The 23,484-nt window shown below is 66.1% G+C and carries 26 protein-coding genes and 2 pseudogenes; 17 read left to right on the forward strand and 11 right to left on the reverse strand.

What is annotated here, in order from left to right:
* A pseudogene (locus ACFXKA_RS40825) lies at nt 1-249 on the forward strand (long-chain fatty acid--CoA ligase); the annotation flags it as partial.
* Nucleotides 250-283: 34 nt separating this feature from the next.
* On the opposite strand, the gene ACFXKA_RS40830 reads toward ACFXKA_RS40825, so the two are convergent.
* The gene (locus tag ACFXKA_RS40830; RefSeq protein ID WP_379431580.1) at nt 284-448 is read right to left on the reverse strand and encodes a hypothetical protein; all 165 of its coding nucleotides are present in this window, start codon (nt 446-448) and stop codon (nt 284-286) included.
* A 63-nt stretch (nt 449-511) separates the two neighbouring features.
* Nucleotides 512-838 (reverse strand): winged helix-turn-helix transcriptional regulator, encoded by a 327-nt coding sequence (locus tag ACFXKA_RS40835; RefSeq protein ID WP_379431581.1) that lies wholly within the window; start codon nt 836-838, stop codon nt 512-514.
* Between the two features lie 109 nt (nt 839-947).
* Between ACFXKA_RS40835 and ACFXKA_RS40840 the strand changes: the two genes are divergently transcribed.
* Both ACFXKA_RS40840 and ACFXKA_RS40845 read left to right on the forward strand, forming a co-directional pair.
* Complete coding sequence (locus tag ACFXKA_RS40840) at nt 948-1,826, forward strand: alpha/beta hydrolase (protein WP_379431582.1); 879 nt, start codon at nt 948-950, stop codon at nt 1,824-1,826.
* 10 nt (nt 1,827-1,836) lie between these two features.
* Nucleotides 1,837-2,853: a YncE family protein gene (locus ACFXKA_RS40845; protein ID WP_379431583.1), complete on the forward strand. Its 1,017-nt coding sequence runs from the start codon at nt 1,837-1,839 to the stop codon at nt 2,851-2,853.
* On the opposite strand, the gene mqo is transcribed toward ACFXKA_RS40845, so the two are convergent.
* Nucleotides 2,784-4,262 carry a malate dehydrogenase (quinone) gene (mqo, locus tag ACFXKA_RS40850; protein WP_379431584.1) on the reverse strand — a complete coding sequence of 493 codons (1,479 nt, stop codon included), beginning with the start codon at nt 4,260-4,262 and terminating at the stop codon, nt 2,784-2,786. The two genes, ACFXKA_RS40845 and mqo, sit on opposite strands and share 70 nt — an antisense overlap.
* 92 nt (nt 4,263-4,354) lie before the next feature.
* Between mqo and ACFXKA_RS40855 the strand changes: the two genes are divergently transcribed.
* On the forward strand, nt 4,355-5,308 hold the full coding sequence (locus tag ACFXKA_RS40855; RefSeq protein ID WP_379431585.1) for a LysR family transcriptional regulator: 954 nt from the start codon (nt 4,355-4,357) through the stop codon (nt 5,306-5,308).
* Here the strand turns inward: ACFXKA_RS40855 and ACFXKA_RS40860 are convergent.
* Nucleotides 5,274-6,626 (reverse strand): FAD-binding oxidoreductase, encoded by a 1,353-nt coding sequence (locus tag ACFXKA_RS40860; RefSeq protein WP_379431586.1) that lies wholly within the window; start codon nt 6,624-6,626, stop codon nt 5,274-5,276. The genes ACFXKA_RS40855 and ACFXKA_RS40860 overlap by 35 nt on opposite strands.
* Nucleotides 6,627-6,650: 24 nt before the next feature.
* Nucleotides 6,651-7,115 carry an NUDIX hydrolase gene (locus ACFXKA_RS40865; protein ID WP_354849354.1) on the reverse strand — a complete coding sequence of 155 codons (465 nt, stop codon included), beginning with the start codon at nt 7,113-7,115 and terminating at the stop codon, nt 6,651-6,653.
* Nucleotides 7,116-7,323: 208 nt separating this feature from the next.
* Here ACFXKA_RS40865 and ACFXKA_RS40870 point away from each other — a divergent pair, with 208 nt between their 5' ends.
* From ACFXKA_RS40870 to ACFXKA_RS40905, 8 genes are all read left to right on the forward strand, one after another.
* Entirely contained in the window at nt 7,324-7,995 is a 672-nt protein-coding gene (locus ACFXKA_RS40870; RefSeq protein ID WP_354849351.1) for an NAD(P)H-binding protein, read from the forward strand.
* A 116-nt stretch (nt 7,996-8,111) separates the two neighbouring features.
* Entirely contained in the window at nt 8,112-9,338 is a 1,227-nt protein-coding gene (locus ACFXKA_RS40875) for an AAA family ATPase (protein WP_379431587.1), read from the forward strand.
* A 26-nt stretch (nt 9,339-9,364) separates the two neighbouring features.
* Nucleotides 9,365-10,339 carry a DUF58 domain-containing protein gene (locus ACFXKA_RS40880; protein WP_354849346.1) on the forward strand — a complete coding sequence of 325 codons (975 nt, stop codon included), beginning with the start codon at nt 9,365-9,367 and terminating at the stop codon, nt 10,337-10,339.
* A 17-nt stretch (nt 10,340-10,356) separates the two neighbouring features.
* Nucleotides 10,357-11,361 (forward strand): VWA domain-containing protein, encoded by a 1,005-nt coding sequence (locus ACFXKA_RS40885; protein WP_354849391.1) that lies wholly within the window; start codon nt 10,357-10,359, stop codon nt 11,359-11,361.
* Between the two features lie 49 nt (nt 11,362-11,410).
* Entirely contained in the window at nt 11,411-12,130 is a 720-nt protein-coding gene (gene fabG1 / locus ACFXKA_RS40890) for a 3-oxoacyl-ACP reductase FabG1 (protein ID WP_364611676.1), read from the forward strand.
* 87 nt (nt 12,131-12,217) lie between these two features.
* Nucleotides 12,218-13,057: an NADH-dependent enoyl-ACP reductase InhA gene (inhA, locus tag ACFXKA_RS40895; RefSeq protein WP_354849340.1), complete on the forward strand. Its 840-nt coding sequence runs from the start codon at nt 12,218-12,220 to the stop codon at nt 13,055-13,057.
* Nucleotides 13,058-13,171: 114 nt separating this feature from the next.
* The gene (locus ACFXKA_RS40900; RefSeq protein WP_379431595.1) at nt 13,172-14,179 is read left to right on the forward strand and encodes a ferrochelatase; all 1,008 of its coding nucleotides are present in this window, start codon (nt 13,172-13,174) and stop codon (nt 14,177-14,179) included.
* A gap of 10 nt (nt 14,180-14,189) precedes the next feature.
* Nucleotides 14,190-14,423, forward strand: a complete 234-nt coding sequence (locus ACFXKA_RS40905; RefSeq protein WP_354849335.1) for a hypothetical protein — start codon at nt 14,190-14,192, stop codon at nt 14,421-14,423.
* A gap of 16 nt (nt 14,424-14,439) precedes the next feature.
* Here ACFXKA_RS40905 and ACFXKA_RS40910 read toward each other — a convergent pair whose 3' ends face one another.
* On the reverse strand, nt 14,440-15,132 hold the full coding sequence (locus tag ACFXKA_RS40910; RefSeq protein WP_354849333.1) for a hypothetical protein: 693 nt from the start codon (nt 15,130-15,132) through the stop codon (nt 14,440-14,442).
* A 110-nt stretch (nt 15,133-15,242) separates the two neighbouring features.
* Here ACFXKA_RS40910 and msrB point away from each other — a divergent pair, with 110 nt between their 5' ends.
* From msrB to ACFXKA_RS40925, 3 genes are all read left to right on the forward strand, one after another.
* On the forward strand, nt 15,243-15,698 hold the full coding sequence (gene msrB, locus ACFXKA_RS40915; RefSeq protein WP_379431588.1) for a peptide-methionine (R)-S-oxide reductase MsrB: 456 nt from the start codon (nt 15,243-15,245) through the stop codon (nt 15,696-15,698).
* A complete protein-coding gene (gene msrA / locus ACFXKA_RS40920) occupies nt 15,695-16,207 on the forward strand; it encodes a peptide-methionine (S)-S-oxide reductase MsrA (RefSeq protein ID WP_354849327.1) in 513 nt (170 codons plus the stop codon). The genes msrB and msrA overlap by 4 nt, the downstream gene beginning before the upstream one ends.
* A gap of 141 nt (nt 16,208-16,348) precedes the next feature.
* Complete coding sequence (locus ACFXKA_RS40925) at nt 16,349-17,563, forward strand: FAD-dependent monooxygenase (RefSeq protein WP_379431589.1); 1,215 nt, start codon at nt 16,349-16,351, stop codon at nt 17,561-17,563.
* A gap of 56 nt (nt 17,564-17,619) precedes the next feature.
* Here ACFXKA_RS40925 and ACFXKA_RS40930 read toward each other — a convergent pair whose 3' ends face one another.
* From ACFXKA_RS40930 to ACFXKA_RS40950, 5 genes and pseudogenes are all read right to left on the reverse strand, one after another.
* Nucleotides 17,620-17,814 carry a hypothetical protein gene (locus ACFXKA_RS40930; RefSeq protein WP_379431590.1) on the reverse strand — a complete coding sequence of 65 codons (195 nt, stop codon included), beginning with the start codon at nt 17,812-17,814 and terminating at the stop codon, nt 17,620-17,622.
* Between the two features lie 199 nt (nt 17,815-18,013).
* Nucleotides 18,014-18,160 carry a hypothetical protein gene (locus ACFXKA_RS40935; protein WP_379431596.1) on the reverse strand — a complete coding sequence of 49 codons (147 nt, stop codon included), beginning with the start codon at nt 18,158-18,160 and terminating at the stop codon, nt 18,014-18,016.
* Between the two features lie 57 nt (nt 18,161-18,217).
* Nucleotides 18,218-18,502 carry a hypothetical protein gene (locus ACFXKA_RS40940; protein ID WP_379431591.1) on the reverse strand — a complete coding sequence of 95 codons (285 nt, stop codon included), beginning with the start codon at nt 18,500-18,502 and terminating at the stop codon, nt 18,218-18,220.
* A 153-nt stretch (nt 18,503-18,655) separates the two neighbouring features.
* A pseudogene (locus ACFXKA_RS40945) lies at nt 18,656-19,012 on the reverse strand (DUF4145 domain-containing protein); the annotation flags it as partial.
* 305 nt (nt 19,013-19,317) lie between these two features.
* Nucleotides 19,318-20,082 (reverse strand): single-stranded DNA-binding protein, encoded by a 765-nt coding sequence (locus tag ACFXKA_RS40950; protein ID WP_379431592.1) that lies wholly within the window; start codon nt 20,080-20,082, stop codon nt 19,318-19,320.
* A gap of 618 nt (nt 20,083-20,700) precedes the next feature.
* On the opposite strand from ACFXKA_RS40950, the gene ACFXKA_RS40955 reads away from it, so the two are divergent.
* Together ACFXKA_RS40955 and ACFXKA_RS40960 are read left to right on the forward strand one after the other, a co-directional pair.
* Nucleotides 20,701-22,707: an ATP-binding protein gene (locus ACFXKA_RS40955; protein WP_379431593.1), complete on the forward strand. Its 2,007-nt coding sequence runs from the start codon at nt 20,701-20,703 to the stop codon at nt 22,705-22,707.
* 190 nt (nt 22,708-22,897) lie between these two features.
* Complete coding sequence (locus ACFXKA_RS40960; protein WP_379431594.1) at nt 22,898-23,407, forward strand: hypothetical protein; 510 nt, start codon at nt 22,898-22,900, stop codon at nt 23,405-23,407.
* Nucleotides 23,408-23,484: the final 77 nt, after the last annotated feature.

Below are 23,484 nucleotides of genomic sequence, written 5' to 3' on the forward strand. Positions count from 1 at the left end.
GACGAGCACCCGCTGGTGCGCGAGTCGGCGGTGATCGGGGTCCCGCACGAGGATCTGGGCCAGGAGGTCGCCGCGATCGTGGTGGTCGACGACCCGCGGCAGCTGTCGGAGGACGAGTTGCGCGATCACGTGGCCAAGCAGCTGGCCTACTTCAAGGTACCCGCCCGCTGGCTGGTCACCGCGGAACCCCTGCCGCGCAACGCCACCGGCAAGGTACTGCGCCGCGACCTCTCCCTGGGATTCCACTGAGCCGGCTGACGGCGAGACTCGCCCGGCCGCGCGTTCAGCGCACAATGCCGATCGTGAACAACCGCGTGAACAGGTGCACCGGCCGCGGACCCCGCACGGAATTCCAGGCCACCAGTGTGACCACCACCGTCGCGACCGCCACAGCGATCACCGCATGGACGAGGTAGTCGCGGGTGAGACTGATCGGGTCGCGCGGCACGGTTTCGGGGTCACCGAATAGAGGTGGTGCGGTGCCACCACCGGCGCGGGATCGGCTTGTCGCTCAAGGGTGTTCGGTGGCCCAGGCGCAGATGGCGGCCAAGGGTGTTTCGAGGGACTTGCCGAGCTCGCTGAGCGAGTACTCGATGTGCTGCGGGACGGTCTCCTTGTGGACGTGGCGTTCGACCAGGCCGTCGGATTCCATGCCGCGCAGGGTTTCGGTGAGGACCTTCTGGGTGATGCCGGGCAGGCGGCGGCGCAGCGCGGCGGGGCGTTGCGGGCCGTCGAGTAGTGCGTAGATCAGCAGGATGCGCCATTTCGCGGCGAGGCGTTCGAGGGCCTGCCGGGTCGTGCAGGATTCCTCGAGCACGTCCGGGATGACCGCTGCCATGTCGCCTCCATTCGGAACGGCACCGCGAAGTGCCTTCTATCGGTGGCCGGGGTCCGCGCCTACCGTCTGTCTCACCGTAATGCGATGAATTCGAGGACGAGGGCACGAAATGACGGTCAGCACAGTTCCGTTCGCGGTCACCCGGGACGGGGATCGGCTGGTGGGCACGCTGTACCTGCCGGAGGGAACGCCGACGGGGGTCGTGGTCACGACCGGGCCGTTGACCTCCGTCAAGGAGCAGGCGGCGGGCGTGTACGCGGAGGCGCTGGCGCGGCGCGGGTTCGCGGCACTGGCCTTCGATCACCGCACGTTCGGTGAGAGTGACGGTGTGCCAAGGCAATTGGAGGATCCGCTGGGCAAGGCCGCCGATATCGCGGCGGCGGTGTCGGCGTTGCAGGACGATGAGCGGTTCGCGGGCAAGACCGTGGTCGCGCTGGGCGTGTGCGCCGGCGGCGGCTACATGGCGCGGGCCGTCGCCGATGATGCGCGTATCCGGGCTTTCGCCGGTGTCGCCGGGGTCTACCCGGATGTGGCCGCCAACCCGCCGGATCCGGCGGTGGTCGAGCGGGGACGCCGGGCCCGGGAACGCCGGCTGGCCACCGGTGAGGTCGAGACCATCCCGGCCGTGGCGGCCGACAACGGGGATGTCGCCATGCCGCTGCGGGAGGCGTTCGAGTACTACGGCACCCCGCGCGGTGCGGTCCCCACCTATACGAATGGTTTCGCGGTCGAATCCTTCGAGCACACGGCCGGTTTCGACGTCCAGGAGGCCGCCGCGCGACTGACGGTTCCCCTCCTGCTCGTGCACTCCGAGAACGCGTTGGTCCCGTCCTGGGCCCGCACGTTCTATGCTGCGGTGGCATCCCCGAAATCGGAGCTGTGGCTGAACTCGGTCGGCCAGATCGACTTCTACGACGATCCCCGCCTGATCGAGGCCGCCGCCGACGCGGCCGCCGCGCTGTTCCGCGACGTCTGCCGAGTCCCATGAGGTGAGCCGGATGTGGTCGACACGGGTGGGGTGGGTGCTGGTCGGGGCCATGGTGGCGGCGGCCTGTTCCGCTGCTCGGGGACCGGCCACGACCGGCGGCCAGCTGCCGCTGCGCAAGGTCGCGGAGGTCGCCTTGACCGGGGGTTCCGGCCGATTCGATTATGCGAGCCTGGATTCCGACCGCGGGCTGATGTTCCTGGCGCACATGGGGGCCGGTGAGATCGTCGAGGTCGATGTCCGGGCACACACCGTGGTTCGGACTATCTCCGACGCGCCCGATGTGCACGGCGTGCTGGTCGTCCCGGGGAAGCATCGCGTCTACGCCACCGTGACGGGTCGCGACCAGGTCGTGGCACTGGACGAGGACAGCGGGGCGGTGCTGTTCACCGCCCCGACCGGCGCCTATCCCGACGGACTGGCCTACGACCCTGTGCGGAACGCGGTGTGGACCACCAACGAGCGGGCGGGCAGCGAGACCGTTGTCGACGCGGACGGCGGAACCGTCCGCGGCACCGTCGGGCTGGGCGGGGAGGTGGGCAATGTCGTCTACGACGCCGCGGTCGATCGGATGGTGGTCGCGGTGCAGGGCCGCGGCGAGCTCGCCGTCATCGCACCGGATTCGCTGACCGTCACCGGCCGCATCCCCACACCCGGATGTTCGGGGCCGCATGGTCAGGCACTCGATGCAAGCGCGCAGATCATGTATGTCGGATGTGAGGACAACGCGACGCTCATCACGGTGGATCTCGCGAAACATGCCGTGACCGACCACAACAGTGTGGGGGAGACGCCCGATGTCCTTGCCTACGATCCGGGTCCCCAACGGGTGTATGTGGCCAGTGAGAGCGGGTGGGTGAGCGTCTTCGATCGGCGGGACGGACATCCGAAGCCGGCCGGAGCCGCGCACCTCGCGGACGGCGCGCACATCGTGGTCGTCGATCCCGCCGATCATCACAGCTACTTCCCGATCGCCACCGGGAGGTCGGGCAGCGCACCCGCGCTCTGGGAGTTCGAGCCGTCGGCATAGCCCGGCATGAGCTCCCGCAGTGTCGATTCCCACTGCGAATGCTGTTGCGGGAAGCACCGGTTCAACAGGTCGGCCATGATGGCGGGCGCGGTCGAGGCACCGGGCGACGCGCCCAGCAGTCCGGCAATGGTGCCGTCCGCACCGGTGACCAGCTCGGTGCCCATGGTCAGCACGCCGAGGCGGTCGGGGTCGGGTTTGACCAGCTGGGCGCGCTGACCGGCCCGCACCAGGTACCAGTCGGCGGGGTCGGCGTCGGGGTAGAACCGTTGCAGCTGTGCGAATTTGCGGCGGCGTGTCGAGAGCAGTTCGCGAATCAGATAGCGCACCAGCGGCAGGTTCTGCAGGCCCGCGGCCACCAGCGACACGATATTCGAGACCCGCAGGGTGGTGAACAGATCGGTGAGCCTGCCGTGCTCGAGCAGCCGCGTACTGAACGTGGCGTAGGGTCCGAACAGCAGCGACGATTCGCCGTCGACGATGCGTTTGTCCAAGTGCGGCACGGACATCGGGGGAGCGCCGACCAGCGCCTGACTGTAGACCTTCGCCTCGTGCCGGGCCACGACGTCGGGGTTGTCGGTGCGCAGGAACTGCGCGCCGACCGGGAAGACCCCGTAACCGCGAACCTCGGGAATCCGGGCCTTCTGGAGCAGCTTCAGGGCGTAGCCGCCCGCCCCGACGAACACGAAACGCGCGCGGATGGTGAAGCGCTGCCTGCTGTTCCGGTCGCGTCCGGTCACCGTCCAGATGCCGTCGTCGCCGCGCCGCAGCCCGGTGACCTCGTGGCCGGTGCGCAACTGGCCGCCCGCACCGGTCATGGCCGCCACCAGGGATGCGGTGAGCGCTCCGAAATCGACATCGGCGCCGCCCTCGTACCGGGTGGCTGCCATCGGCTCACCCGGTTCACGCTCCGCCATCAGCAGGGGAGCCCACCGCGCGATCACGGCCGGATCCTCGCTGTACTCCATCGCCGAGAACGCGGGCAATGCCCGCAGCGTCTCGAAACGCCGACGCAGGTATGCCACATCCCGCTCGCCGAATACCACATCCATGTGCGGCGTCGCGGTGACGAAGGTCGTGTCCGGCAGCATGCCCCGATCCTCGAGGCCCGCCCAGAGCTGCCGCGACAGCGCGAACATGGACGCGATTTCAGCCGATTTGCTCGGATCGCCCGCATCCGGCATGTAGTTGAGTTCGCAGAACCCCGAGTGTCCCGTGCCCGCGTTGTTCCACGGATTCGAGCTCTCCGCGGCGACCCGATCGAGCCGTTCCAGCAGGACCATCGACCAATCCGGTTGCAGCGCCGCGATCATCGCGCCGAGGGTGGCGGACATGATGCCGCCCCCGATCAGTACGACATCGAGAACCGCTGTGTCCGTGTGGGATTCGGTGCTGTCGGCGTGTGTGTCCATCTGACTGACCTCCTCGGTTGCTGGTACCGATAATCGTCACGCCGCGCCTATTCATCCGTCCAATGTTCGTTTCGAGTGATTATGATCCGAATATGGATGGATTGCCGTCTGCTCAGGTCGAGGCCCTGATTCCGCTGCTGGCCGCGTTCGACGCGGCCGCGGCGGAGGGGCACATCACACGCGCGGCGCAGCGGCTCGGCGTGCCGCAGTCGTCGCTGAGCCGCCGGTTGAAAGCGGTCGAGCAGGCCGTCGGGGTGAAGTTGTTCCAACCGGTCGGTCGCCGAGTTGCGCTCACCGCCGCGGGCCAGGAGCTGTTCGACCGCACGCGCGGACTGGTCCAGGCGCTCGGCGACGCGGTCGACGTGGTCCGCAGCGACGCCGATCCGGAGAGCGGCCTGGTCCGCTTCGGCTTCCCCTTCACCCTGGGCCCGGTCAGCATCCCGTCACTGCTGGCCGACTTCCACGCGGGCGCACCCCGCATCCGCCTGAGTCTGGTGCAGGCGCACGGCACCGCCCTGGTCGAGATGGTCCGCGAGGGTCGCCTCGATCTGGCCATCACCATCCCCGCGCCCGAGGACCTGCCCGCGACCATCCTCGGGTTCCAGCGCCTGCACCTCTATGTCGCGAACGCCCACCCGCTCGCGACCCGGGGACTGGTCGATCTCGCCGAACTCGCCGACGAGCCGTTCATCGCCAATCCGCCGACCTATCACCTGCGCCGGCTCGTCGACTCCTGGTGCGCCGACGCCGGATTCACCCCGGATGTCGGCTTCGAGATCACCGAGTTCGAAACCCTGCGCGCCCTGGTCGCCCAGAACCTCGGCATCGCGGTGCTCCCGGCCCCGGAGACCCCGCACCCCGGCCTCACGCGTGTCCCCCTGACCGGGGAGCGGGAGCGCAGCATCGGCCTGGTCTCCGGCAATCACCGTCCGACGCCCGCCGTGGCGCGCCTGCGCGATCATGTTGCGGCGCATGCCATGTCGTACCTCGAGCACGCGCGCGAGACCGTGGTCAGGAGCCGCTGGGAAGCGGATTTCCCGGGTTGACGTCGAGCACCTTGCCGGGGTTGAGCAGTCCCAGCGGGTCGAGCGCCCGCTTCACCGCCGCCATCAGATCCACCGCGGCCCCGTGCTCTTCCCGTAGATACTTCTTCTTGGCCAGCCCGATCCCGTGCTCACCGGTGGCGGTGCCGCCGACCTCGAGCGCATGTCGCACCACCAGATCCGAGAACCGCTGCGCCGCCTCGTATTCGGCCTCGGTATAGGGAACGATGGTGTGGACGTTCCCGTCCCCGATATGCCCCGCGACGGTGATGTTCAGCCCGAGTTCGGCCCCCAGCCGGGTGGCGGTCTCCACGGCCCCCGCGATCCGCGAATAGGGCACGGCGGTATCGGTGATCATGAACCGGCAGCCGGGATTGCTCGCCTTGACCGCGAAGTAGAGATTGTGCCGATCCTCCCAGAGCGCGTGCCGATCCCCGTGCGTGCATGCGGTCGCCACCTCGATCGCATCGTGTGCGGCGGCGATCCGCCCGATCTCCTGCTCATTCGCCGCGACGGCCGCGGACGAACCGGATTCGATGTCGATGAACAGGGCGGGTGTCTCGGCGTACGCGGTACCGCGGAACATGTTGATGGCCGCCATGCTCGGCGCGTCCACCAGTTCCAGCCGGCTCACCGGCAGCGCCGCGCCCAGCATCTCGACCGCGGTGTCCACGGCATCGGCCACCGTCGGGAACGAAATGCGCAGCGAGTGAATCCATTCCGGAATCGGATGCAGCTTCACGGTCAGCTCGGTGATGATCCCGAGCGTGCCCGCCGACCCGATGAGCAGGTCCTTCAGGTCGTATCCGCTCGAGGATTTGCGCACTGCGCGCCCGATCCGGGTGACGGTGCCGTCGGCGAACACCGCCTGCAGCGCGAGCACATTGGCCCGCATGCCGCCGTACCGGACGGTGGTGGTGCCGCTGGCATTGGTGGCCGCCATCCCGCCCAGTGACGCGTCGGCACCGGGATCCACCGTGAACTGCAGCCCGAATTCGGCGGCCGCCGCATTGAGCCGGGTCCGGCTGACGCCGGGCTGCACGGTGGCGGTGAAGTCGCCGGGGGAGATGTCGAGGATCTTGTCGGCCTGGGTGAAGTCCAGGATCAGCTCGTCACCTCGGGCCAGGAGATGCCCTTCCAGGCTGGTCCCGGCCCCGCGCGCAATCAGGGGCGTGCGGTGCTCCCGGGCCCAGTCGACCACGGTCACCACGTCTTCGGCGGTGACCGGATAGACCACGCCGCGGGGACGCCGCCCAGCCCGGCCGGTCTCGTCGACCGTGAATTGGTCGAGGACCACCGGACGAGTGTCGATCTCGAGCATGTGGTCCTCCGCAGCGGCGAGTGGCTACTCCTGGTACGTCCTGAGAATACGGCGGATCGACGGGGTGACCGGCAGTTCACCACTGAGCGGGACCCACCGGTACTCGGCGTAGTTCGTGACCCGCACCGGCCCAGCACTCGCCACCGAGGCCGCGAAATGTTCTCTGCGGACCCGCTTTCCGGCACTCGAGAGGTAGTCGAAGCTGCCGAGGTGGCGCACGACGTCGACCACCGCGAGCCCGGTCTCCTCCCGCACCGCCCGCACCACCGCGCCGGCCAGCGACTCGCCCGGGCGGACCACCGTCCCGGGCAGGTGTAGCGGACTGCGTCCCTCGACGTGCTCCTCGTGCTCGAGCATCAGCACCGCGTCATTGTGTTCGACAACCACTCCCACCCGTAGCGCGACCCCGTCGGCGGCCGCCCGCTCCCGGAGTTCTTCCAGCACCGTCTCGCCGATGGATTGCCTGGGCGAAACCTCGAAATCCCACACGTCACACCACATCCCGTATCACCGGACACCGTCGACCGATACCGACAACGCTACCGGCGCAGAAGCGGTCGGCGGCAGAGACATTCGCAAGATTAGACGCATCTTCGCCCGGCGCATCGGTGCTCCGGAAACTTTCTGGTACCGATCGAATCCTTCCGCCGGTCCGATGGGAAGCTGAGGGTGTGCCCGCCTACGAGAGGAGTCACCGATGAAGGTATTCCAGATCGGAGCGGCCGGCGGTATCGGACGCCGTCTGTCGACGCTGCTGACCGCACGCGGTGACGAGGTCACCGGCATGCACCGCAACCCGGACCAGGCGGCGACGATCGCCGCGACCGGCGCGAACCCGGTGGCCGGCGACCTGGTCACCGATTCGGTGGACGAACTGGCCGCCAAATTCCACGGCCACGACGCCATCGTCTTCTCCGCGGGCGCGCACGGCACCGGGATGGACCAGACCTCGCTGATCGATGGCAGGGGACTGGAAAAGTCGGCCGATGCCGCACGATTTGCCGGTGTTGCCCGTTTCGTTCTGGTGTCCGTGTTCCCCGACGCGGGTCGCGATCTCAAAACAACACCCGCCTTCGAGCACTACATGCGCGTGAAGAAGATGGCCGACGCCTACCTCGTCGCCACCGACCTCGACTGGCTCATCGTGCGTCCCGGCACACTGCGCAACGAACCCGGAAAAGGCCTGGTCACGGCCGGACTGGCAATCGAATACGGCGACGTCCACCGCGACGACGTCGCCGCCTTCATCGACGTCGCCCTGCACCGCCCGGCCCTCAACCGCGTCATCATCGAACTGACCGACGGTCACACCCCCGTCGCCGACGCCGTCGAACTGGTCCTCGACCACGCCACCACGGCCAGGAAATAGCCGAAAGCCACATTTCACGACCGAAATTCGCGCCGCGATCGGATCCGGGTGCGGCAATTGCGCGAGATACCTGGAATAGTTGGGGCGGAACGCACAGGACCAAGGCGAAAGCGGGGATGTTGGTGACTTCGACTGACGGTGTGAGCGGGGTAAGCACGGTGAAGGATGCACCGCCCTCGCCTCCGAACACCCTCGAGCGCGATGTCCAGACCCTGGAAAAGGCGATCTACGAAGTCAAGCGGGTGATCGTCGGTCAGGATCGGCTGGTCGAGCGGCTGTTGGTCGGTGTCCTCGCCAAGGGGCACGTGCTGCTGGAGGGCGTGCCGGGTATCGCCAAGACCCTGGCCGTGGAGACCTTCGCGAAGGTGGTGGGCGGCAGCTTCTCGCGCGTGCAGTTCACCCCGGACCTGGTGCCCACCGACCTCGTGGGTACCCGCATCTACCGGCAGGGCCGCGAGGAGTTCGACACCGAGCTGGGCCCGGTGGTCGCCAACTTCGTGCTCGCCGACGAGATCAACCGCGCGCCCGCCAAGGTGCAGTCCGCACTGCTCGAGGTGATGGCCGAGCGGCACGTGTCCATCGGCGGCAAGACCTACCCGATGCCGAATCCGTTCCTGGTCATGGCGACCCAGAACCCGATCGAGTCGGAGGGCGTGTACCCGCTGCCCGAGGCGCAGCGCGACCGCTTCCTGTTCAAGGTCGTCGTCGACTACCCCTCCGTCGAGGAGGAGCGCGAGATCATCTACCGGATGGGTGTCACCCCGCCGGAGGCCAAGCGGGTGCTCGATCCGGAGGAGCTGGTCCGGCTGCAGAGCGTGGCCGCCAATACGTTCGTCCACCACGCGCTGGTCGACTACGTGGTCCGCGTGATCGCCGCGACCCGCAAGCCCGCCGACTTCGGTATGCAGGACGTGGCCGGCTGGATCTCCTACGGCGCCTCGCCGCGCGCCTCGCTCGGCATCATCGCCGCGGCCCGCGCGGTCGCGCTGATCCGCGGCCGCGACTATGTGGTCCCGCAGGATGTCGTCGAGGTGATTCCCGATGTGCTGCGCCACCGCCTGGTGCTGTCCTACGACGCCCTCGCCGACGAGGTCAGCCCCGACGACGTGATCAAGCGCGTGCTGCAGACCGTCGGCCTGCCGCAGGTCGCCGCCCAGGCCAATGCCCCGGCCGGCGCCCCCGCGCCGATGCCCGCCCCGGCGCAGCCGCCGGTGCTGAGCCCGCACGGCGCCCCGCAGCAGCCCGGCGTGCCCACCCAGGGCATTCCGCAGCCGCCGCAGCAGGGTATTCCGCAGCCCAACGGTCAGGTGTCCGGAGTTCCCGGTCAGCCCCAGCCGAAGTGAGGCCGGTCTCGGAATCGATTGCGCCCGTGACGATCTCACCCCCCAGCGGCTCCACGCACGCCCCGCCCTCGTTCCGGCAGGGGCAGCTGACCGACCCGCGGTTGTCGGCGGCGTTGAAGACGCTCGAACTCACCGTGCGCCGGCGTCTGGACGGCGTGCTGCACGGTGACCACCTGGGCCTGATCCCCGGCCCCGGCTCCGAACCCGGTGACGCCCGCATGTATCAGCCGGGCGACGATGTGCGGCAGATGGATTGGTCGGTCACCGCCCGTACCACCCATCCGCACGTGCGGCAGATGATCGCCGACCGCGAACTCGAGACCTGGCTGGTCATCGACCTGTCGGCCAGTGTCGACTTCGGTACCGCGCTGTGCGAGAAGCGGGATCTGGTGGTCGCCGCGGCGGCCGCGGTCACGCATCTGACCAGTGGCGGCGGCAACCGGATCGGCGCGGTGGTGGCCAATGGCCAGCAGCTGATCCGGATCCCGGCCCGCAGCGGCCGCGTGCACGAGCAGGCGATGTTGCGCAAGATCGCGACCACCCCGCACGCTCCCGACGGGGTGCGCGGTGATCTGCGCGGGGCCATCGAGGCCCTGCGCCGCCCGCAGCGCAAACGCGGTCTGGCCGTGGTCGTCTCCGATTTCCTCGGGGACATCGACTGGCAGCGTTCGCTGCGCGCCATCTCCGGCCGCCACGACCTGCTCGGCGTCGAGGTGCTCGACCCGCGCGATCTGGAGTTGCCGGACGTCGGCGATGTGGTCCTGCACGACCCGGAGTCGGGCCGGACCCGGGAATTCAGTGTGACCCCCACGCTCCGTACCGATTTCGCGCGCGCCGCGCAGCGTCATCGCGACCAGGTCGAGCAGGCGCTGCGCAGCTGCGGTGCGCCGGTGATGACCCTGCGCACCGATCGCGACTGGATCGCGGACGTGGTCAGATTCGTGTCGACCCGGCGCCACACCTTCGGCGCCCCGACTGCCGGGCGGGTGCCGCGACAGTGAGCATTGGCAATGTCACTTTGAGCCTTTCGCATTTCACGGCGCAGTACTGGCTGGGATTCCTGGCCGTGCTGGCCGCGATCGCGCTGATCTACATCCTGATCCAGCAGCGGCGGCGAAAGCACATGCTGCGCTTCGCCAATATGGATCTGCTGGAGAAGGTCGCACCCTCGCAGCCCAAGCCGTGGCGGCACATTCCGGTGGCGCTCACCCTGGTGGGCCTGATTTTCCTGACCTTCGCCGCCGCCGGTCCGACCGCGGCCAAGAAGGTGCCGCGCAACCGGGCCACGGTCATCCTGGTGATCGACGTGTCGCTGTCCATGGAGGCGACCGACGTGCCGCCCAGTCGAATTCAGGTGGCCAAGAAGGCCGCCAAGGAGTTCGCGGACAATCTGACGCCCGGTATCAACCTGGGTCTGGTCACCTTCGCCGGTACCGCGTCGGTGCAGGTGTCGCCGACGACCAATCGGGAAGCGGTCAAGGCGGCCATCGACAATATGAAGCTGGCCGAGCGCACCGCCACCGGCGAGGGCATTCTCACCGCCCTGCAGTCGATCGACACACTGGCGTCGGTGCTGGGCGGCGCGGAGAAGCCGCCGCCGGCCCAGATCGTCATGATGTCCGACGGTAAGCAGACCGTTCCGGACGACAAGGACGTCGAGAACCCTCGCCACGGCTTCACCGCCGCGCGGCTGGCGAAGGAGAAAGGCATTCCGGTGTCGACGATTTCGTTCGGCACCACCTGGGGCACCGTCGAGATTCCGGATCAGGATGGCAAGGGTTCGCAGCGGGTGCGGGTGCCGGTGGACGACGATTCGCTGCGCGAGATCGCGAAGTTGTCCGGCGGCGAGTTCTTCACCGCCTCCACGCTGGAGGAACTCAAGAACGTCTATGCCCATTTGGAAGAGCAGATCGGCTACGAGACCACCATGGGCGACGCCAGCCGTCCGTGGCTGTTGCTCGGCCTGCTGGTGACCGCCGGTGGCGTGCTCACCGCCCTGCTCTATCGTCAGCGTCTGCCGTAAATCGGTACCGCGCGCCGAGTCCCGAACACGAACAGATAGGTTTGCCCTTATGTCGAACATCACATCCCGGTCGGTACTGGTGACCGGCGGTAACCGCGGCATCGGTCTCGCGGTCGCCCAGCGCCTGCTCGCCGACGGACACAAGGTCGCCGTGACTCATCGTGGGTCCGGCGTGCCCGAGGGGCTTTTCGGCGTGAAATGCGATGTGACCGATGCCGAATCGGTCGATCGGGCGTTCTCCGAGGTGGAGGCGCACCAGGGTCCGGTCGAGGTCGTCGTCGCCAATGCGGGCATCGTGGACAACGTCCTGTTCATGCGCATGAGCGAGGAGTCGTTCTCGAAGGTCATCGATGCCAACCTGACCGGTGCGTGGCGAGTCGCCCAGCGCGCCAACCGCAATATGCTCAAGAACCGCTTCGGTCGTGTCATCTTCCTCGGCTCGGTGGTCGGTCAGATCGGTGCGCCGGCGCAGGTCAGCTACGCGGCGGCCAAGTCCGGTCTGGTCGGCATGGCGCGCGCCATCACCCGTGAGGTCGGCAAGCGCAACATCACCGCGAATGTGGTCGCGCCCGGCCTGATCGACACCGACATGACCCGTGACGAGATGACCCCGGAAATGCGCAAGACCGCGCTCGATTTCATCCCCGCGGGCCGGATCGGTCAGGCCGAGGACGTCGCGGGCGTGATCAGCTTCCTCGCCTCGGACGACGCCTCCTATATCTCCGGCGCGATCATCCCCGTCGACGGCGGTATGGGCATGGGCCACTGAGCTTTTCGCTGTAAGAGACACAGCGCTCAGTTCCATCCCTATCGCTCAGCCCCCAGCATCTTTCAAACGAGGAGAACCGACCAACCCATGGGTGGATTGCTCGAAGGCAAGACCGTACTCATCACCGGCATCATCACCGACTCGTCCATCGCCTTCCACGCGGCCGCGGTCGCGCAGGAGCAGGGCGCGAAGGTGATCATCACCGGTATCCCGGAGCGGCTGCGGCTCATCGACCGCATCGCCAAGCGCCTGCCCCAGGAGGTGCCCCCGGCCATCGGTCTCGATGTCACCAGCGAAGCGGATCTGGCGAACCTGCCGGAGCAGCTGCGTGAGCTCGCGCCCGAGGGCATCGACGGTGTGCTGCACTCGATCGCCTTCGCCCCCAAGACCCTGATGGGTCCGGACGCCGTGGCGTTCCTGGACGGCCCGGGCCCGGATGCGGCCAAGGCGTTCGAGATCTCGGCCTGGTCCTACGCCTCGCTCGCGCGCGCCGTGCTGCCCGCCATGAACGAGGGCGGCTCCATCGTGGGCATGGACTTCGATCCGCGCACCGCCATGCCGTACTACAACTGGATGGGTGTCGCCAAGGCGGCGCTGGAGTCGGTGAACCGCTATGTGGCGCGGGAAGTCGGCAATGCCAAGAAGGTCCGCTCCAACCTGATCGCGGCCGGTCCGATCAAGACCCTCGCCGCCAAGGCCATCGCGGGTACCGCCACCGATGACGCCAAGCAGCTGAACATGCTCAACGAGTACTGGGACGGCGCGTCCCCGATCGGCTGGGATGTCGACGACCCGACCGTGGTGGCCAAGTCCATCGTGGCCATGCTGTCGGACTGGCTGCCCGGCACCACAGGTTCGATCATCTACGTCGACGGCGGCGCCAGCCACAACACCTGGTTCCCGGAAGCCGGTTTCGGCGGCAACTGATCCGGACGAGGTTCGAGGGTAAGGAGGAGAGCAGTGGCTGCGGAGCCCACGGCTCGTGAAGTGGACGCCCTGCTACTGCTGTCCTTCGGCGGTCCCGAGCGCCCCGAGGATGTGATGCCGTTCCTGGAGAACGTCACTCGGGGCCGGGGCGTGCCGCCGGAGCGTCTCGCCGAAGTCGCACAGCACTACCTGCACTTCGGCGGGGTATCGCCGATCAATGCCCTGAACCTGGACATCATCAAGGCCATCGAGGCCGAATTCGCCACGCGCGGTATCGATCTGCCGGTGTACTTCGGCAACCGCAACTGGCACCCGATGGTCGAGGAGACCGTCGAGCGCATGCGCGCGGACGGTGTCCGGTCCGCGCTGGTGTTCCCGACCTCGGCGTGGGGCGGCTACTCCGGCTGCCTGCAGTACCACGAGGACATCGTGCGCGCCCGGGCGGCGGTCGCCGATGCTCCCGAATTGGTGAAGCTGCGCCAGTATTTCGACCATCCGCTGTTCATCGGAGCCTTCGCGGACTCGATCCGCGCGGCCGTCGCGGAACTGCCGGCCGACACACGCGAGTCCGCCCGGCTGGTCTTCACCGCCCACTCGGTGCCGGTCTCCGCCGATGCCGCCTCCGGCCCCCCTTCCGAGCAGCACCTCTACAGTCGTCAGGTCGCCGAGGCGGCCCGATTGTGCGCTGCGGCAACCGGATTCGACGACTACGACCTGGTGTGGCAGTCACGGTCCGGCCCGCCGCAGATCCCGTGGCTCGACCCCGACATCGTCGACCACCTCGACGCCCTCGCCGCGCGTGGCGTGGACGCGGTCGTGGTGTGCCCGGTCGGCTTCGTCTCCGATCACCTCGAGGTCATCTGGGACCTGGACAACGAGGCGAAGGAGCGGGCCGCCGAATTGGGCATGGCCTTCGCACGCGCCGCCACACCCGGCCCGGACCCGCGCTACGCGCAGCTGGTCGCCGACCTGGTGGACGAGTACCGCACCGCCGCCGCCCCGGCCCGGCTGAGCGAGATCACCGCCCTGGGCTGCACCGTCAACGGCGCGCCCTGCGTCGTCGGCTGCTGTGCGCTCCCGCCGCGCCGCCCCGCGGTGGCACCGGCGGCCGCCGAATTGTAGTCTCGCCCAGGTGACTACACCCGGACGCGGAACCCCGCAACGCCGTCAGCCCGCCTCGAGCGGTGCCGCCGCCCGCAAGCAGCGCACCTTCGGCCCGCCGGACATGTTCGTCTGGGCGCCGGTCCTGACGCTGTTCCTCGCCGCCGGTATCGTCGGCACCATCGGCCAGTCCATCGGCTTCGCCGCCGCCTTCGTCGGTGTCGCGGTGATCATGCTCGTCGCCGACATGTGGTTCAACCGCTGACACAACAGGTTCGGCACTACTTCAGGACGTTGACCGCACGGGCGATGACCAGGCTCACGGTGATCAGGGAGATCGCCGATTGGATCATCATCAGGGTTTTCGCCCAGCGGGACATCGGCATCACGTCGGTCGGGCTGAACGCGGTGGCGTTGGTGAAGGACAGGTAGAGGTAATCCGGAAATTGCGGTTCCCACTCGGGATCCGTGAGATCCGGATTCTGCATCTGGACCCAGAGAAAATCGGGATAGGGCTTGCGGGCGTGGGCTCGGGCGGCGGGCCCGCCGCGGTCGAAATCCCAGTACCAGAGCGCGAATACGAGCACATTGGTCAGCCAGACCGCGCCGCCGGAGGTCAGCAGGCCGGCCGCATTGTCGCTGACCGTGCCATCGATCAGGGCCCGTACCAGTTGCGCTACCGACCACACCATGGCGAATCCGAGCAACGCCATCAGCAGCAGGCTGAAGCGGCGCAGGCGGACCTCGTCCCGGTCGAGGCGGACGGGGTTGCCGATCATCAGCACGATCAGCAGGAGCAGCCCGATGCCCGGGACGACCCAGCGCGGTCCGGCAATGAATTGCGCGGGCAGATAGAACTGCACGACCAGGATCCCCACGATGGCCGCTGTCGCCGCCCACCGTGATTCCCCTGCTGTTCGCCGTGCCCACGCGGGCACCTGATCGTCGTCGGTCTCGTTCCCGGGCGCGCTCACGCCGGTGAGTATGCCCGGCGGCCAATGGTGACAGAAGTATGACGCGGGGTTGAGGGTGGACTTTCCAGCGGGCAGGGTGGGTTGTAGCTGAGGCCGATCAAGGAGGTCATGTGGCACGGGAGTACAACCGGAATCCGGCGGCTGTGGCCGCGCTGTCGCCTGAGCAGTATCACGTCACGCAGGAGAACGGGACCGAGCGGGCGTTCACGGGCGAGTACTGGGACAACCACGAGCCTGGTATCTATGTGGATGTGGTGTCGGGTGAGCCGTTGTTCGCGTCGACGGACAAGTTCGAGAGCGGATCGGGGTGGCCGAGTTTCACCAAGCCGATCGACAACACCAACGTGGTCGAGAAGCGGGATCTGAGCCACTTCATGATCCGGACCGAGGTGCGCTCGTCGCACGGCGACAGCCATCTGGGTCATGTGTTCACCGATGGGCCGCGCGATGCGGGCGGGCTGCGCTACTGCATCAACTCGGCGTCGCTGCGGTTCATCCACCTCGACCAGCTCGAGGCCGAGGGCTACGGGCAGTACAAGTCTCTGTTCACGAAGGAGGAAGCGTGACCGATACGCGGAAGGCCATTCTGGCCGGCGGATGCTTCTGGGGCATGCAGGATCTCATCCGGAAGCAGCCGGGTGTGCTGTCGACCCGGGTGGGTTACACGGGTGGTCGCAACGACAACCCGAACTACCGCAATCACCCCGGGCACGCGGAGGCGGTGGAGATCGTCTACGACCCCGCGCAGACGGATTACCGTGCGCTGCTGGAGTTCTTCTTCCAGATCCACGATCCGAGCACCAGGGATCGGCAGGGCAATGACATCGGGACGAGCTACCGCTCTGCCATCTTCTACCTGGACGACGAGCAGAAGCGGGTCGCCGAGGACACCATCGCCGACGTCGACGCCTCCGGCCTGTGGCCGGGCAAGGTGGTCACCGAGGTGACCCCGGCGAGCACGTTCTGGGAGGCCGAGCCGGAGCACCAGGACTACCTGGAACGGTTCCCGAACGGCTACACCTGCCACTTCCCGCGGCCGGGCTGGAAGCTGCCGAAACGGCAGGCCACGGCGTAGATCCGAGTGGGCCTCATCGGGGTGTGTCCCCGGTGAGGCCCCTTTTCGATCCACAGACTAGTTGCATAGAAACTAGTTTCATGGATACTATTGCTGCAGCGGTCGCGGAGGTGATCGAAGGAATCGGGGAAGGCAATAGTCATGAACGGCATCAAGAAGGCACTGATCATCGGCGGCGGCATCGCGGGCCCGGTGACCGCGCTGGCGCTGCAGAAGGCCGGCATCGAGGCAACGGTGTACGAGGCGTACCCGGCCGCGGCCGACACCGGCGCGATGCTCACCGTAGCGCCGAACGGCCTTGCGGCACTGGGGATCATCGGCGCGGACAAACTCGTCGAGGCCGCCGGGCACCCGCTGCACAGCATGGTGATGGAGACCGGCACGGGCCGCACGCTCATGCACGTCGACGCGCTGCCCGGCCTGCCGCCGAGCTGCACCATCCTGCGCTCGGACCTGTTCCGGGTGCTGCACGACCACGCGGTCGCCAACGGCATCACCATCGAGCACGGTAAGCGGCTGGTCGACCTCGAGCAGACCGAGACGGGCGTGATCGCGCAGTTCGAGGACGGCACCACGGCCACCGCGGACATCCTGATCGGCGCGGACGGCATCCACTCCACCGTGCGCACCCTGATCGATCCGCAGGCCCCCGGTCCGGAGTACACCGGCCTGATGAGCTTCGGCTTCGGCGAATTCACCCCGGACGGAAAGCTTTCCGACGGCGGCGAGGGCGATATCGAGGCGATGCACTTCGCATTCGGCAAGCGTGCCTTCTACGGCTACTGGCGTCAGCCGAACGGCAAGTATGTCTTCTTCAGCAACTTCCCGCAGGAACAGCGCATGACCCTCGCCGAGGCGAAGGCCGTGCCCGCCGAAGACTGGCTGGCGAAGCTGCGCGCCGCCCACATCGGTGACACTCCCGGCGAGCGGCTGTTCGCCGAGGCCGGCGTCGAGGACATGATCGTCACCGGCCCGATGGAGCGGATGCCCCACGTGCCCAACTGGTTCCGCGGTCGCGTGGTCCTGGTCGGCGACGCCGTACACGCCCCGTCCTCCAGCTCGGGCCAGGGGGCGTCGCTGGCCATCGAGTCGGCCGTCGAGGTGGCCCGCTGCCTGCGTGACATCCCGGACCCCGCAGCGGCTTTCACGGCCTACGAGCGCCTGCGCCGCACGCGCGTCGAGGACATCTCGGACAATGCCGCCAAGACCAACAACGGCAAGACCTCCGGCCCGGTCGCCAAGGCCCTGTTCGGTCTGATGATGCCTATCGCGACCCGCACCTTCCTCAAGCCGGAGAAGATGTTCGGCCCGGTCCACCGTTTCGTCATCGACTGGGACGCAACGGTTGCCGCGTGAGTCGGGCACAATGATCCCCGGGGCAACCCGGGGATTCCGCCTGTTCCGGGCGCCGGTCAGCGACGCAGCGCCCGGTACCCGGTCCAGAGCAGCAGGCCCGCCCCGATCACGACGAGAACCCCACCGAGACAACTCCACTCGGAGTGCCCGGTCATCGGCGACCCGTGCAGGGAACCGGCGCCCTGTGCCATCCAGATCACTCCGACGACGCATAGCACGACGCCGATCACGGCGGAGACGATCCGTCCCATGACACCTCCTCGGTGGCCTGAGCTCAGCATAGGACTTCGAGGGGCTCATCCGGCGCTGGGACGCCACCTCCGGCGAGGGTATGGCCGAATGCTGGTCGTGGGGAGGTGAACGTCATGAGCTCGTGGAATATCACCGGCGCGGCACCGAGTTCCCAGGTGCCGACCGGCTCCTGGGGCTAGCGCCGCACCGATTCGAGCCTCAGCTGCTCGCCAGGCTCCGCGCGATGACCAGGCGCTGGATCTGGTTGGTGCCCTCGAAGATCTGGGTGATCTCGCGATTGATTCTGCTGGCCTCCAGGGATGCTCGGGATTCCAGCTTGAGCTGGACCCGAGCATCTTCAGACATCTGCTCAGTTCTGTTGGGTTCGAAGACCGAGACGGCCTGGGGACGGCCTGGGCTTGGCTAGAACGGGGGCTCGTCCTCGTGCATCGGGTCGGGACAGTCGCCGGTCCGGGTGGGTATGGCGGCAATATCCCATGTGCCGATCCTGAAGTTCCGCGCCTGGAGCCAGTCGGCGGCAATACGCCGTTGGCGTGCCCATGGCCTCTCACCGATCTCGATGGTCTCGTAGTTGATTCGGCTGAGGGTTGGTCTTTCGTTGTGATGCGTCCAGGTGCCGATGTCGGGGCGGCCGTCGTCGTTCTGTGGGTCGATGGCTTGTGCAGGTTTCTGGATGGTCAGCGTCACGCACCCGTTCCTGAAACTTGTGAGCCCGTAGATGAGATCGACGGGTGGGAGTTTGCGATACTCCCAGCGTTGCTTTGCAGCCTCGTACCGGGCTTGGTCGATGTAAACGTACCTGACCATTCCCTCAAGCAAGGCTTTTGAATCCTCTGCCTCTTCTCGGTCGGGTTCGAAGTCCAGATCGTGGGCGCCTTCGTTTCCAATGTTGCGGAGGTGGGTGGCCCACTCTGCAAGGCGACCGTCGATCGTTCCAGCATTCTTCAGGGCTTCAATCGCTTTTCGAGTGTTCCGCTCGTCGCGCCCTGGTCTCGGCAGATAGCCTCTAGCCCACGCCGGGCCGCAACTGTGGCCATCGCATAGGCTCCGCCCTTCATGCAGCCATCGACCTCCGCAAGTGCGCGCCGCACGATCGGCGGCCTCGCATCTACTCGATCGTGGTCTTCCTCCCGCTTCATGCGTGGAGCATAGGTCAGCACCGCTGCGAGAGCTCGATCTTTTTGAGCAACAGGCTATATCGCGCTGACGCCTTCTCTTCTCCCTGCTTCCTCATACTGGCCCTCCTCTGCGGAAGGAGGTCGGGTCAAGGGTGGGCTTCGCCCATCGGCTTGCCGACGCGACGAAGGAGCGCCCTTGACGCGGCCTCCTGGAGCGAGACAATCGGGCCTATGAGGAGGCGGGGAACCCATGCTCTGTCCGTCTCGGTGAGTGCTCGGCGCGGACGCCGTTAAATACGTAAAAGGGGAATTCGGCAGCTGTTCGTGTGACAGGTGGTCAGAGACCGGACCCGGTGGTGTCAGGCCCGGTCTGCGTCGGCCGGATCAGAACGGCGGTTCGTTGTCGTCGGTGCCGCCGTTGCTGCGGATGCGACGGGTGATCTTCGCGAACTGGTATTTCAGGTCGATCGCTACCGTGTCGGCGGTCAGTTGCAGGGCAGCGTGCGGTTTGGAGTCCTTGCCGATGTAGGCGTCGGGGACCAGGCGGTGGCCGGTGACGGTGACCCGGCAGCCTTTGACCAGGCTGTCGGCGGTCTCCTGGGCGAGGTCGCCCCAGCAGGCGATGCGCATGTTGGTCTTTCCGGCGTCGACCCACTGGTTCTGCTGGCGGTCGAACACGCGGTCGTTGGCGATGACGGTGAAGTTGGTGACGAGCTTGCCGGTGTTGGTCGTACGCGGTTCGGGATACGCGGTTCGGGATCGTCGGCGAGATGGCCGGTGATGGTGATGGACACGGTGCTGGCCATGGCGGTGACCTCCTGATGGTGGAGTCCGGGCGGTACCGGGCTCTCGGTGTCTGGTGGGACGGGGGTCGCTGTGGCGGGCACTGTGCGGTTGCGTCAAGGCTCGCCGTGGATGCGCCTCCCAAAAGCCTTGTGCGGTAGCTCGATTGGGAGGTGTAGCCGCGGTGACACCGCTTGGTCTTGGCGTGGCCGTGCGGGGTCTGCCATGGTGGCATTCGGCCTGCCGGACATCGGGAGTACGGTGCTCGGGCTGCGCCGCCGGGAGGGCATCGGCGTGGCTGGTGCCGCGGCTGTCGCCAGGCGCCGGGCGGCTCGGTGATGATCGTGGGCCGTGGACGGGCGGCATCGGGATGGTCGGTGCGAACTTCGCTGGCGGCGGCGATGGCCGTGCGTTCGGTCGTCAGCGGGGCCGGTGGGCCGGGGCCGGTGAGGGCGGCGTGGGTGGCGGTTGCTGGGGTGGTCTCGCGCAGGGGACCGCTGGCAGTCTGGGCGGAGGCTGCCGGGGCGGCGTCGGCGGTCAGCGTCTGGTCGCCGGACCCGCATCGGTGAGGGCTCCGAACCGTGCGCTGGGCTGTGACTGGGTGTCGGCGCGGTGGTGAGCGGGCTGGAATGGCAGGGCGGGAAGGTCGCTCGGCGTGTTCGTGGCAGTGGTGGTGCGGGCGGCGGCGGATCGTCGGTCTGATTCGGCTGGTGCAGAGCGGGATTGGTGCCGCCGGGTCCGGTCCCTGGGCGCGTGTCACGCGGACAGATGGTGAATTGCTCTGTGGAGTGTCATGAGTGGTGCGCTGGTGGGAGCCGCAACGCGCCGACGCTCCGGGGCGGCGGAGCGTGCGGAGCAGTCCCGGGTGCGGCGTAGCGCGGGGCGGCGCGCGCCAGCGCGCCGCTCTTGACCTCGTAGTGCAAAATTCGGCAACAGCACTGTGTCTCCGTACGCCGCCGGAGCCCAGTATGCTTTGATGAGCAGATGGCAAGGCTCACAGTCGAACTCGCTAACGACCACCTGTCTCGGTACGTCGGGTCACCGGCCAATGGTTTGGCTGAACTTATCTGGAATGCCCTGGATGCGGATGCCGATAAGGTCGAGGTCGCGGTTGAGATCGGTCACCTCGGCGCACCAGTCGCTGTCACTGTTACCGATGACGGCCATGGTATGGACGGGTTCGATGTGCACGAGGGCTTTGGGGAACTCGGCGGTTCGTGGAAGAAGGCCACTAAGCTCTCAAGAGGCCAAAAGCGACGCTTGCACGGCGAACAGGGCAAGGGCCGCTTCGCTGCATTTGGTTTAGGAGAGCGCGTCGACTGGCTGAGCGTCTCGGAGAGCAACGGCATCCGATCTGAGCTTCGCGTTTCTGGATCACTAACCAGCTTGCGTGACATAGAAATTTCAACGCCGATTAATACCAGTTCGCCGACGGGTACAAAAGTAACAGTAGAGAATTTGTCCGAAAAGGCGGTCAACTGGCTGCAGCGTCCTGGAATTCAGGACACAGTGACTGTTCAATTCGCGATCTATTTAGAGTCGTATCCTCGGGCAAAGATCCTGTTTAACGGCGCGATCATTAGTCCATCAGCGATGCAAGAGCATCGAACTGAATACGTTCTCGATGTTGAAGAACTTCGCAATCGGTATTCACTGACAGGTGATCCGAAACTGATAATAATCGAATGGAATCGGCAAGTTGACCGAGCCCTGTATCTATGCGATGCAGAAGGCATGACCAACACAAATTTGCAGGCCGGAATACAAGCGCCCGGAAGTTACTTTACAGCCTACCTAAAGTGGGAGGGCTTCAAGGGACATGACGCCTTGTTGGCGGACTTGGGCGCAGAGCCAGCGACCTCAATTGTCGAGTTGGCACGGGATAGGATGCGTGAGCATTTCAAGAACCGCGCGGAGGAACGTAAACGAGCTATCATCAAGGACTGGATTGACGAGGGCGTTTACCCGTACACCCCGATACCGGGCGGTCAGACCAATATCCAAACAGCCGAACGTCAACTTTTCGATGTTGTCGCTACTGCCGCTGCGCCTGCCGTAAACTCTGGGGATAAGCTCGCAAAAAGGCTCTCGCTTCGATTGCTCCGAGAGGCGGTTGAGACCAATCCCGGTGAATTGCACAAGGTCCTCAGCAGTGTTCTTGAATTACCCCAGGAGCGACTGTCGGAACTTAGCAAGCTCCTTGACGGAACAACATTGACATCGGTCATCAATACCTCGAAGCAGATTGCGGATCGCCTATCCTTCCTGGCCGGCTTGGATGCGATCCTGTTTGATCAGGGGCCGAGGAAGAAGCTGCTTGAGCGCCGACAATTGCATAGGATTCTGGTTAATGAAACCTGGATATTTGGCGAAGAGTATGCCTTGACTGGTGATGACATAGCATTAACGAAGGTTCTGCGGAAGCATCTTGAGATGCTAGGTGAAGATGTGGAGCTTGCCGACGAGAGGCCAGTGCTTCGAATCGATGGGTCGAATCCGATCCCTGATCTGGTGCTCGCGCGTAAGAGTCAAATTGCGCAGGATCGGGTCGAGTACCTCGTGATCGAACTGAAGAGGCCGTCGGTGAGGCTTGGATCTGAAGAACTGACACAGATCGAACAATATGCTATTGCCATCATGAGGGATGAGAGATTCAATCAACCTAATGTGACCTGGAACTTTTGGGTTATTGGAAACTCGATTGACGAGTATGCAGATACCCGAAGGAATCAGCAAGGCTTGCCATTCGGGTATATTCAGCGAACTAACCGATTTGGAGTTCAAGTTAGAACTTGGGCTGAAGTGATTAATGATGCGAGACATCGGTTGAAGTTTGTTGAGGGCAGCCTGAACTATCAGGTAACTCACGACACCGGAGTTGAGTACCTGCGGGAAACGCACGCAAAGTACCTGCCCGTAGAGCTACTGGATGAGCAGACAACCGAGGACGCTGAGAGCGAGTCCGAAGAAGCAAGCCGCGAGGCTAGTTAATCGACTCGGGCGACGTGAACTGATGGTAGCTAGATCCGACCTCGGAGAAAGGCTAGTCCCAAGCGCTGATCACTCACGCCGCCCGCTCGGTCAAGTAGGCGGCAGGTTTACACGAGATGGTGGCTGATCGCCGACCATCTTGGATGAGAGAACTTCCTGAGTAGTTCTATATTCTAACTATCGGCCTTACGTGAACCCGAGCCTCTGCAAGGTCAGCAAGATACGCTGCTTCTTCCTCGGTGATCTGACCTTTGATCGGATCGAGCGGCCCGCGACAATTCGTGATTGGGTGGGCGGCCTCGACGAGCTGGGCTTCTCCGAAAACTACAAGGCCGTGTTGTTCACGGTTGTCTCAGCAGTCTGCGAATCGGCCGTGGATGACAGGATCATTCGCCAGAACCCCTGCAAGGCCAAGACGGTGCGCCGGCCGATCGGCAAGAGTCCCCAAATCGTTGTATGGCGGGAAGAACGGTTGCGCAGCGTCGGTTCGGGGCTTCCGGGAAGATTTGGGATCGTCACGAAGCTCGGAGCGGGCTTGGGGTTTCGGCAGGGCGAGATCCTCGGGTTTTCCCCGGACGACATCGACCGTGGCCGGAAGATGGTTCGGGTTGAGCGGCAGCTCAAAACGGTCAAGGGCGTCACCATGTTCGCATTGCCCAAGGGCGGCAAGACACGTGAGGTCCTGGCCTGTTCCCAGTAAATGAGACCGCTCGGTATTAGAGTCCTGTTGGCCCTGGTCGGGGCTGGAAGGGACGATAGGGATCATGGCTGGACGTA

It is taken from the genome of Nocardia sp. NPDC059228, assembly GCF_042754245.1.
Classification (GTDB): Bacteria; Actinomycetota; Actinomycetes; order Mycobacteriales; family Mycobacteriaceae; genus Nocardia.

Coding starts and splice junctions, on each gene's coding strand:
- ACFXKA_RS40835 (WP_379431581.1), bottom strand. CDS start 838: ATGGCAGCGGTCATCCCGGACGTGCTCGAGGAATCCTGCACGACCCGG.
- ACFXKA_RS40840 (WP_379431582.1), top strand. CDS start 948: ATGACGGTCAGCACAGTTCCGTTCGCGGTCACCCGGGACGGGGATCGG.
- ACFXKA_RS40845 (WP_379431583.1), top strand. CDS start 1,837: ATGTGGTCGACACGGGTGGGGTGGGTGCTGGTCGGGGCCATGGTGGCG.
- mqo (WP_379431584.1), bottom strand. CDS start 4,262: ATGGACACACACGCCGACAGCACCGAATCCCACACGGACACAGCGGTT.
- ACFXKA_RS40855 (WP_379431585.1), top strand. CDS start 4,355: ATGGATGGATTGCCGTCTGCTCAGGTCGAGGCCCTGATTCCGCTGCTG.
- ACFXKA_RS40860 (WP_379431586.1), bottom strand. CDS start 6,626: ATGCTCGAGATCGACACTCGTCCGGTGGTCCTCGACCAATTCACGGTC.
- ACFXKA_RS40870 (WP_354849351.1), top strand. CDS start 7,324: ATGAAGGTATTCCAGATCGGAGCGGCCGGCGGTATCGGACGCCGTCTG.
- ACFXKA_RS40875 (WP_379431587.1), top strand. CDS start 8,112: ATGTTGGTGACTTCGACTGACGGTGTGAGCGGGGTAAGCACGGTGAAG.
- fabG1 (WP_364611676.1), top strand. CDS start 11,411: ATGTCGAACATCACATCCCGGTCGGTACTGGTGACCGGCGGTAACCGC.
- inhA (WP_354849340.1), top strand. CDS start 12,218: ATGGGTGGATTGCTCGAAGGCAAGACCGTACTCATCACCGGCATCATC.
- ACFXKA_RS40900 (WP_379431595.1), top strand. CDS start 13,172: ATGCCGTTCCTGGAGAACGTCACTCGGGGCCGGGGCGTGCCGCCGGAG.
- ACFXKA_RS40925 (WP_379431589.1), top strand. CDS start 16,349: ATGAACGGCATCAAGAAGGCACTGATCATCGGCGGCGGCATCGCGGGC.
- ACFXKA_RS40930 (WP_379431590.1), bottom strand. CDS start 17,814: ATGGGACGGATCGTCTCCGCCGTGATCGGCGTCGTGCTATGCGTCGTC.
- ACFXKA_RS40935 (WP_379431596.1), bottom strand. CDS start 18,160: ATGTCTGAAGATGCTCGGGTCCAGCTCAAGCTGGAATCCCGAGCATCC.
- ACFXKA_RS40950 (WP_379431592.1), bottom strand. CDS start 20,082: ATGCCGCCCGTCCACGGCCCACGATCATCACCGAGCCGCCCGGCGCCT.
- ACFXKA_RS40955 (WP_379431593.1), top strand. CDS start 20,701: ATGGCAAGGCTCACAGTCGAACTCGCTAACGACCACCTGTCTCGGTAC.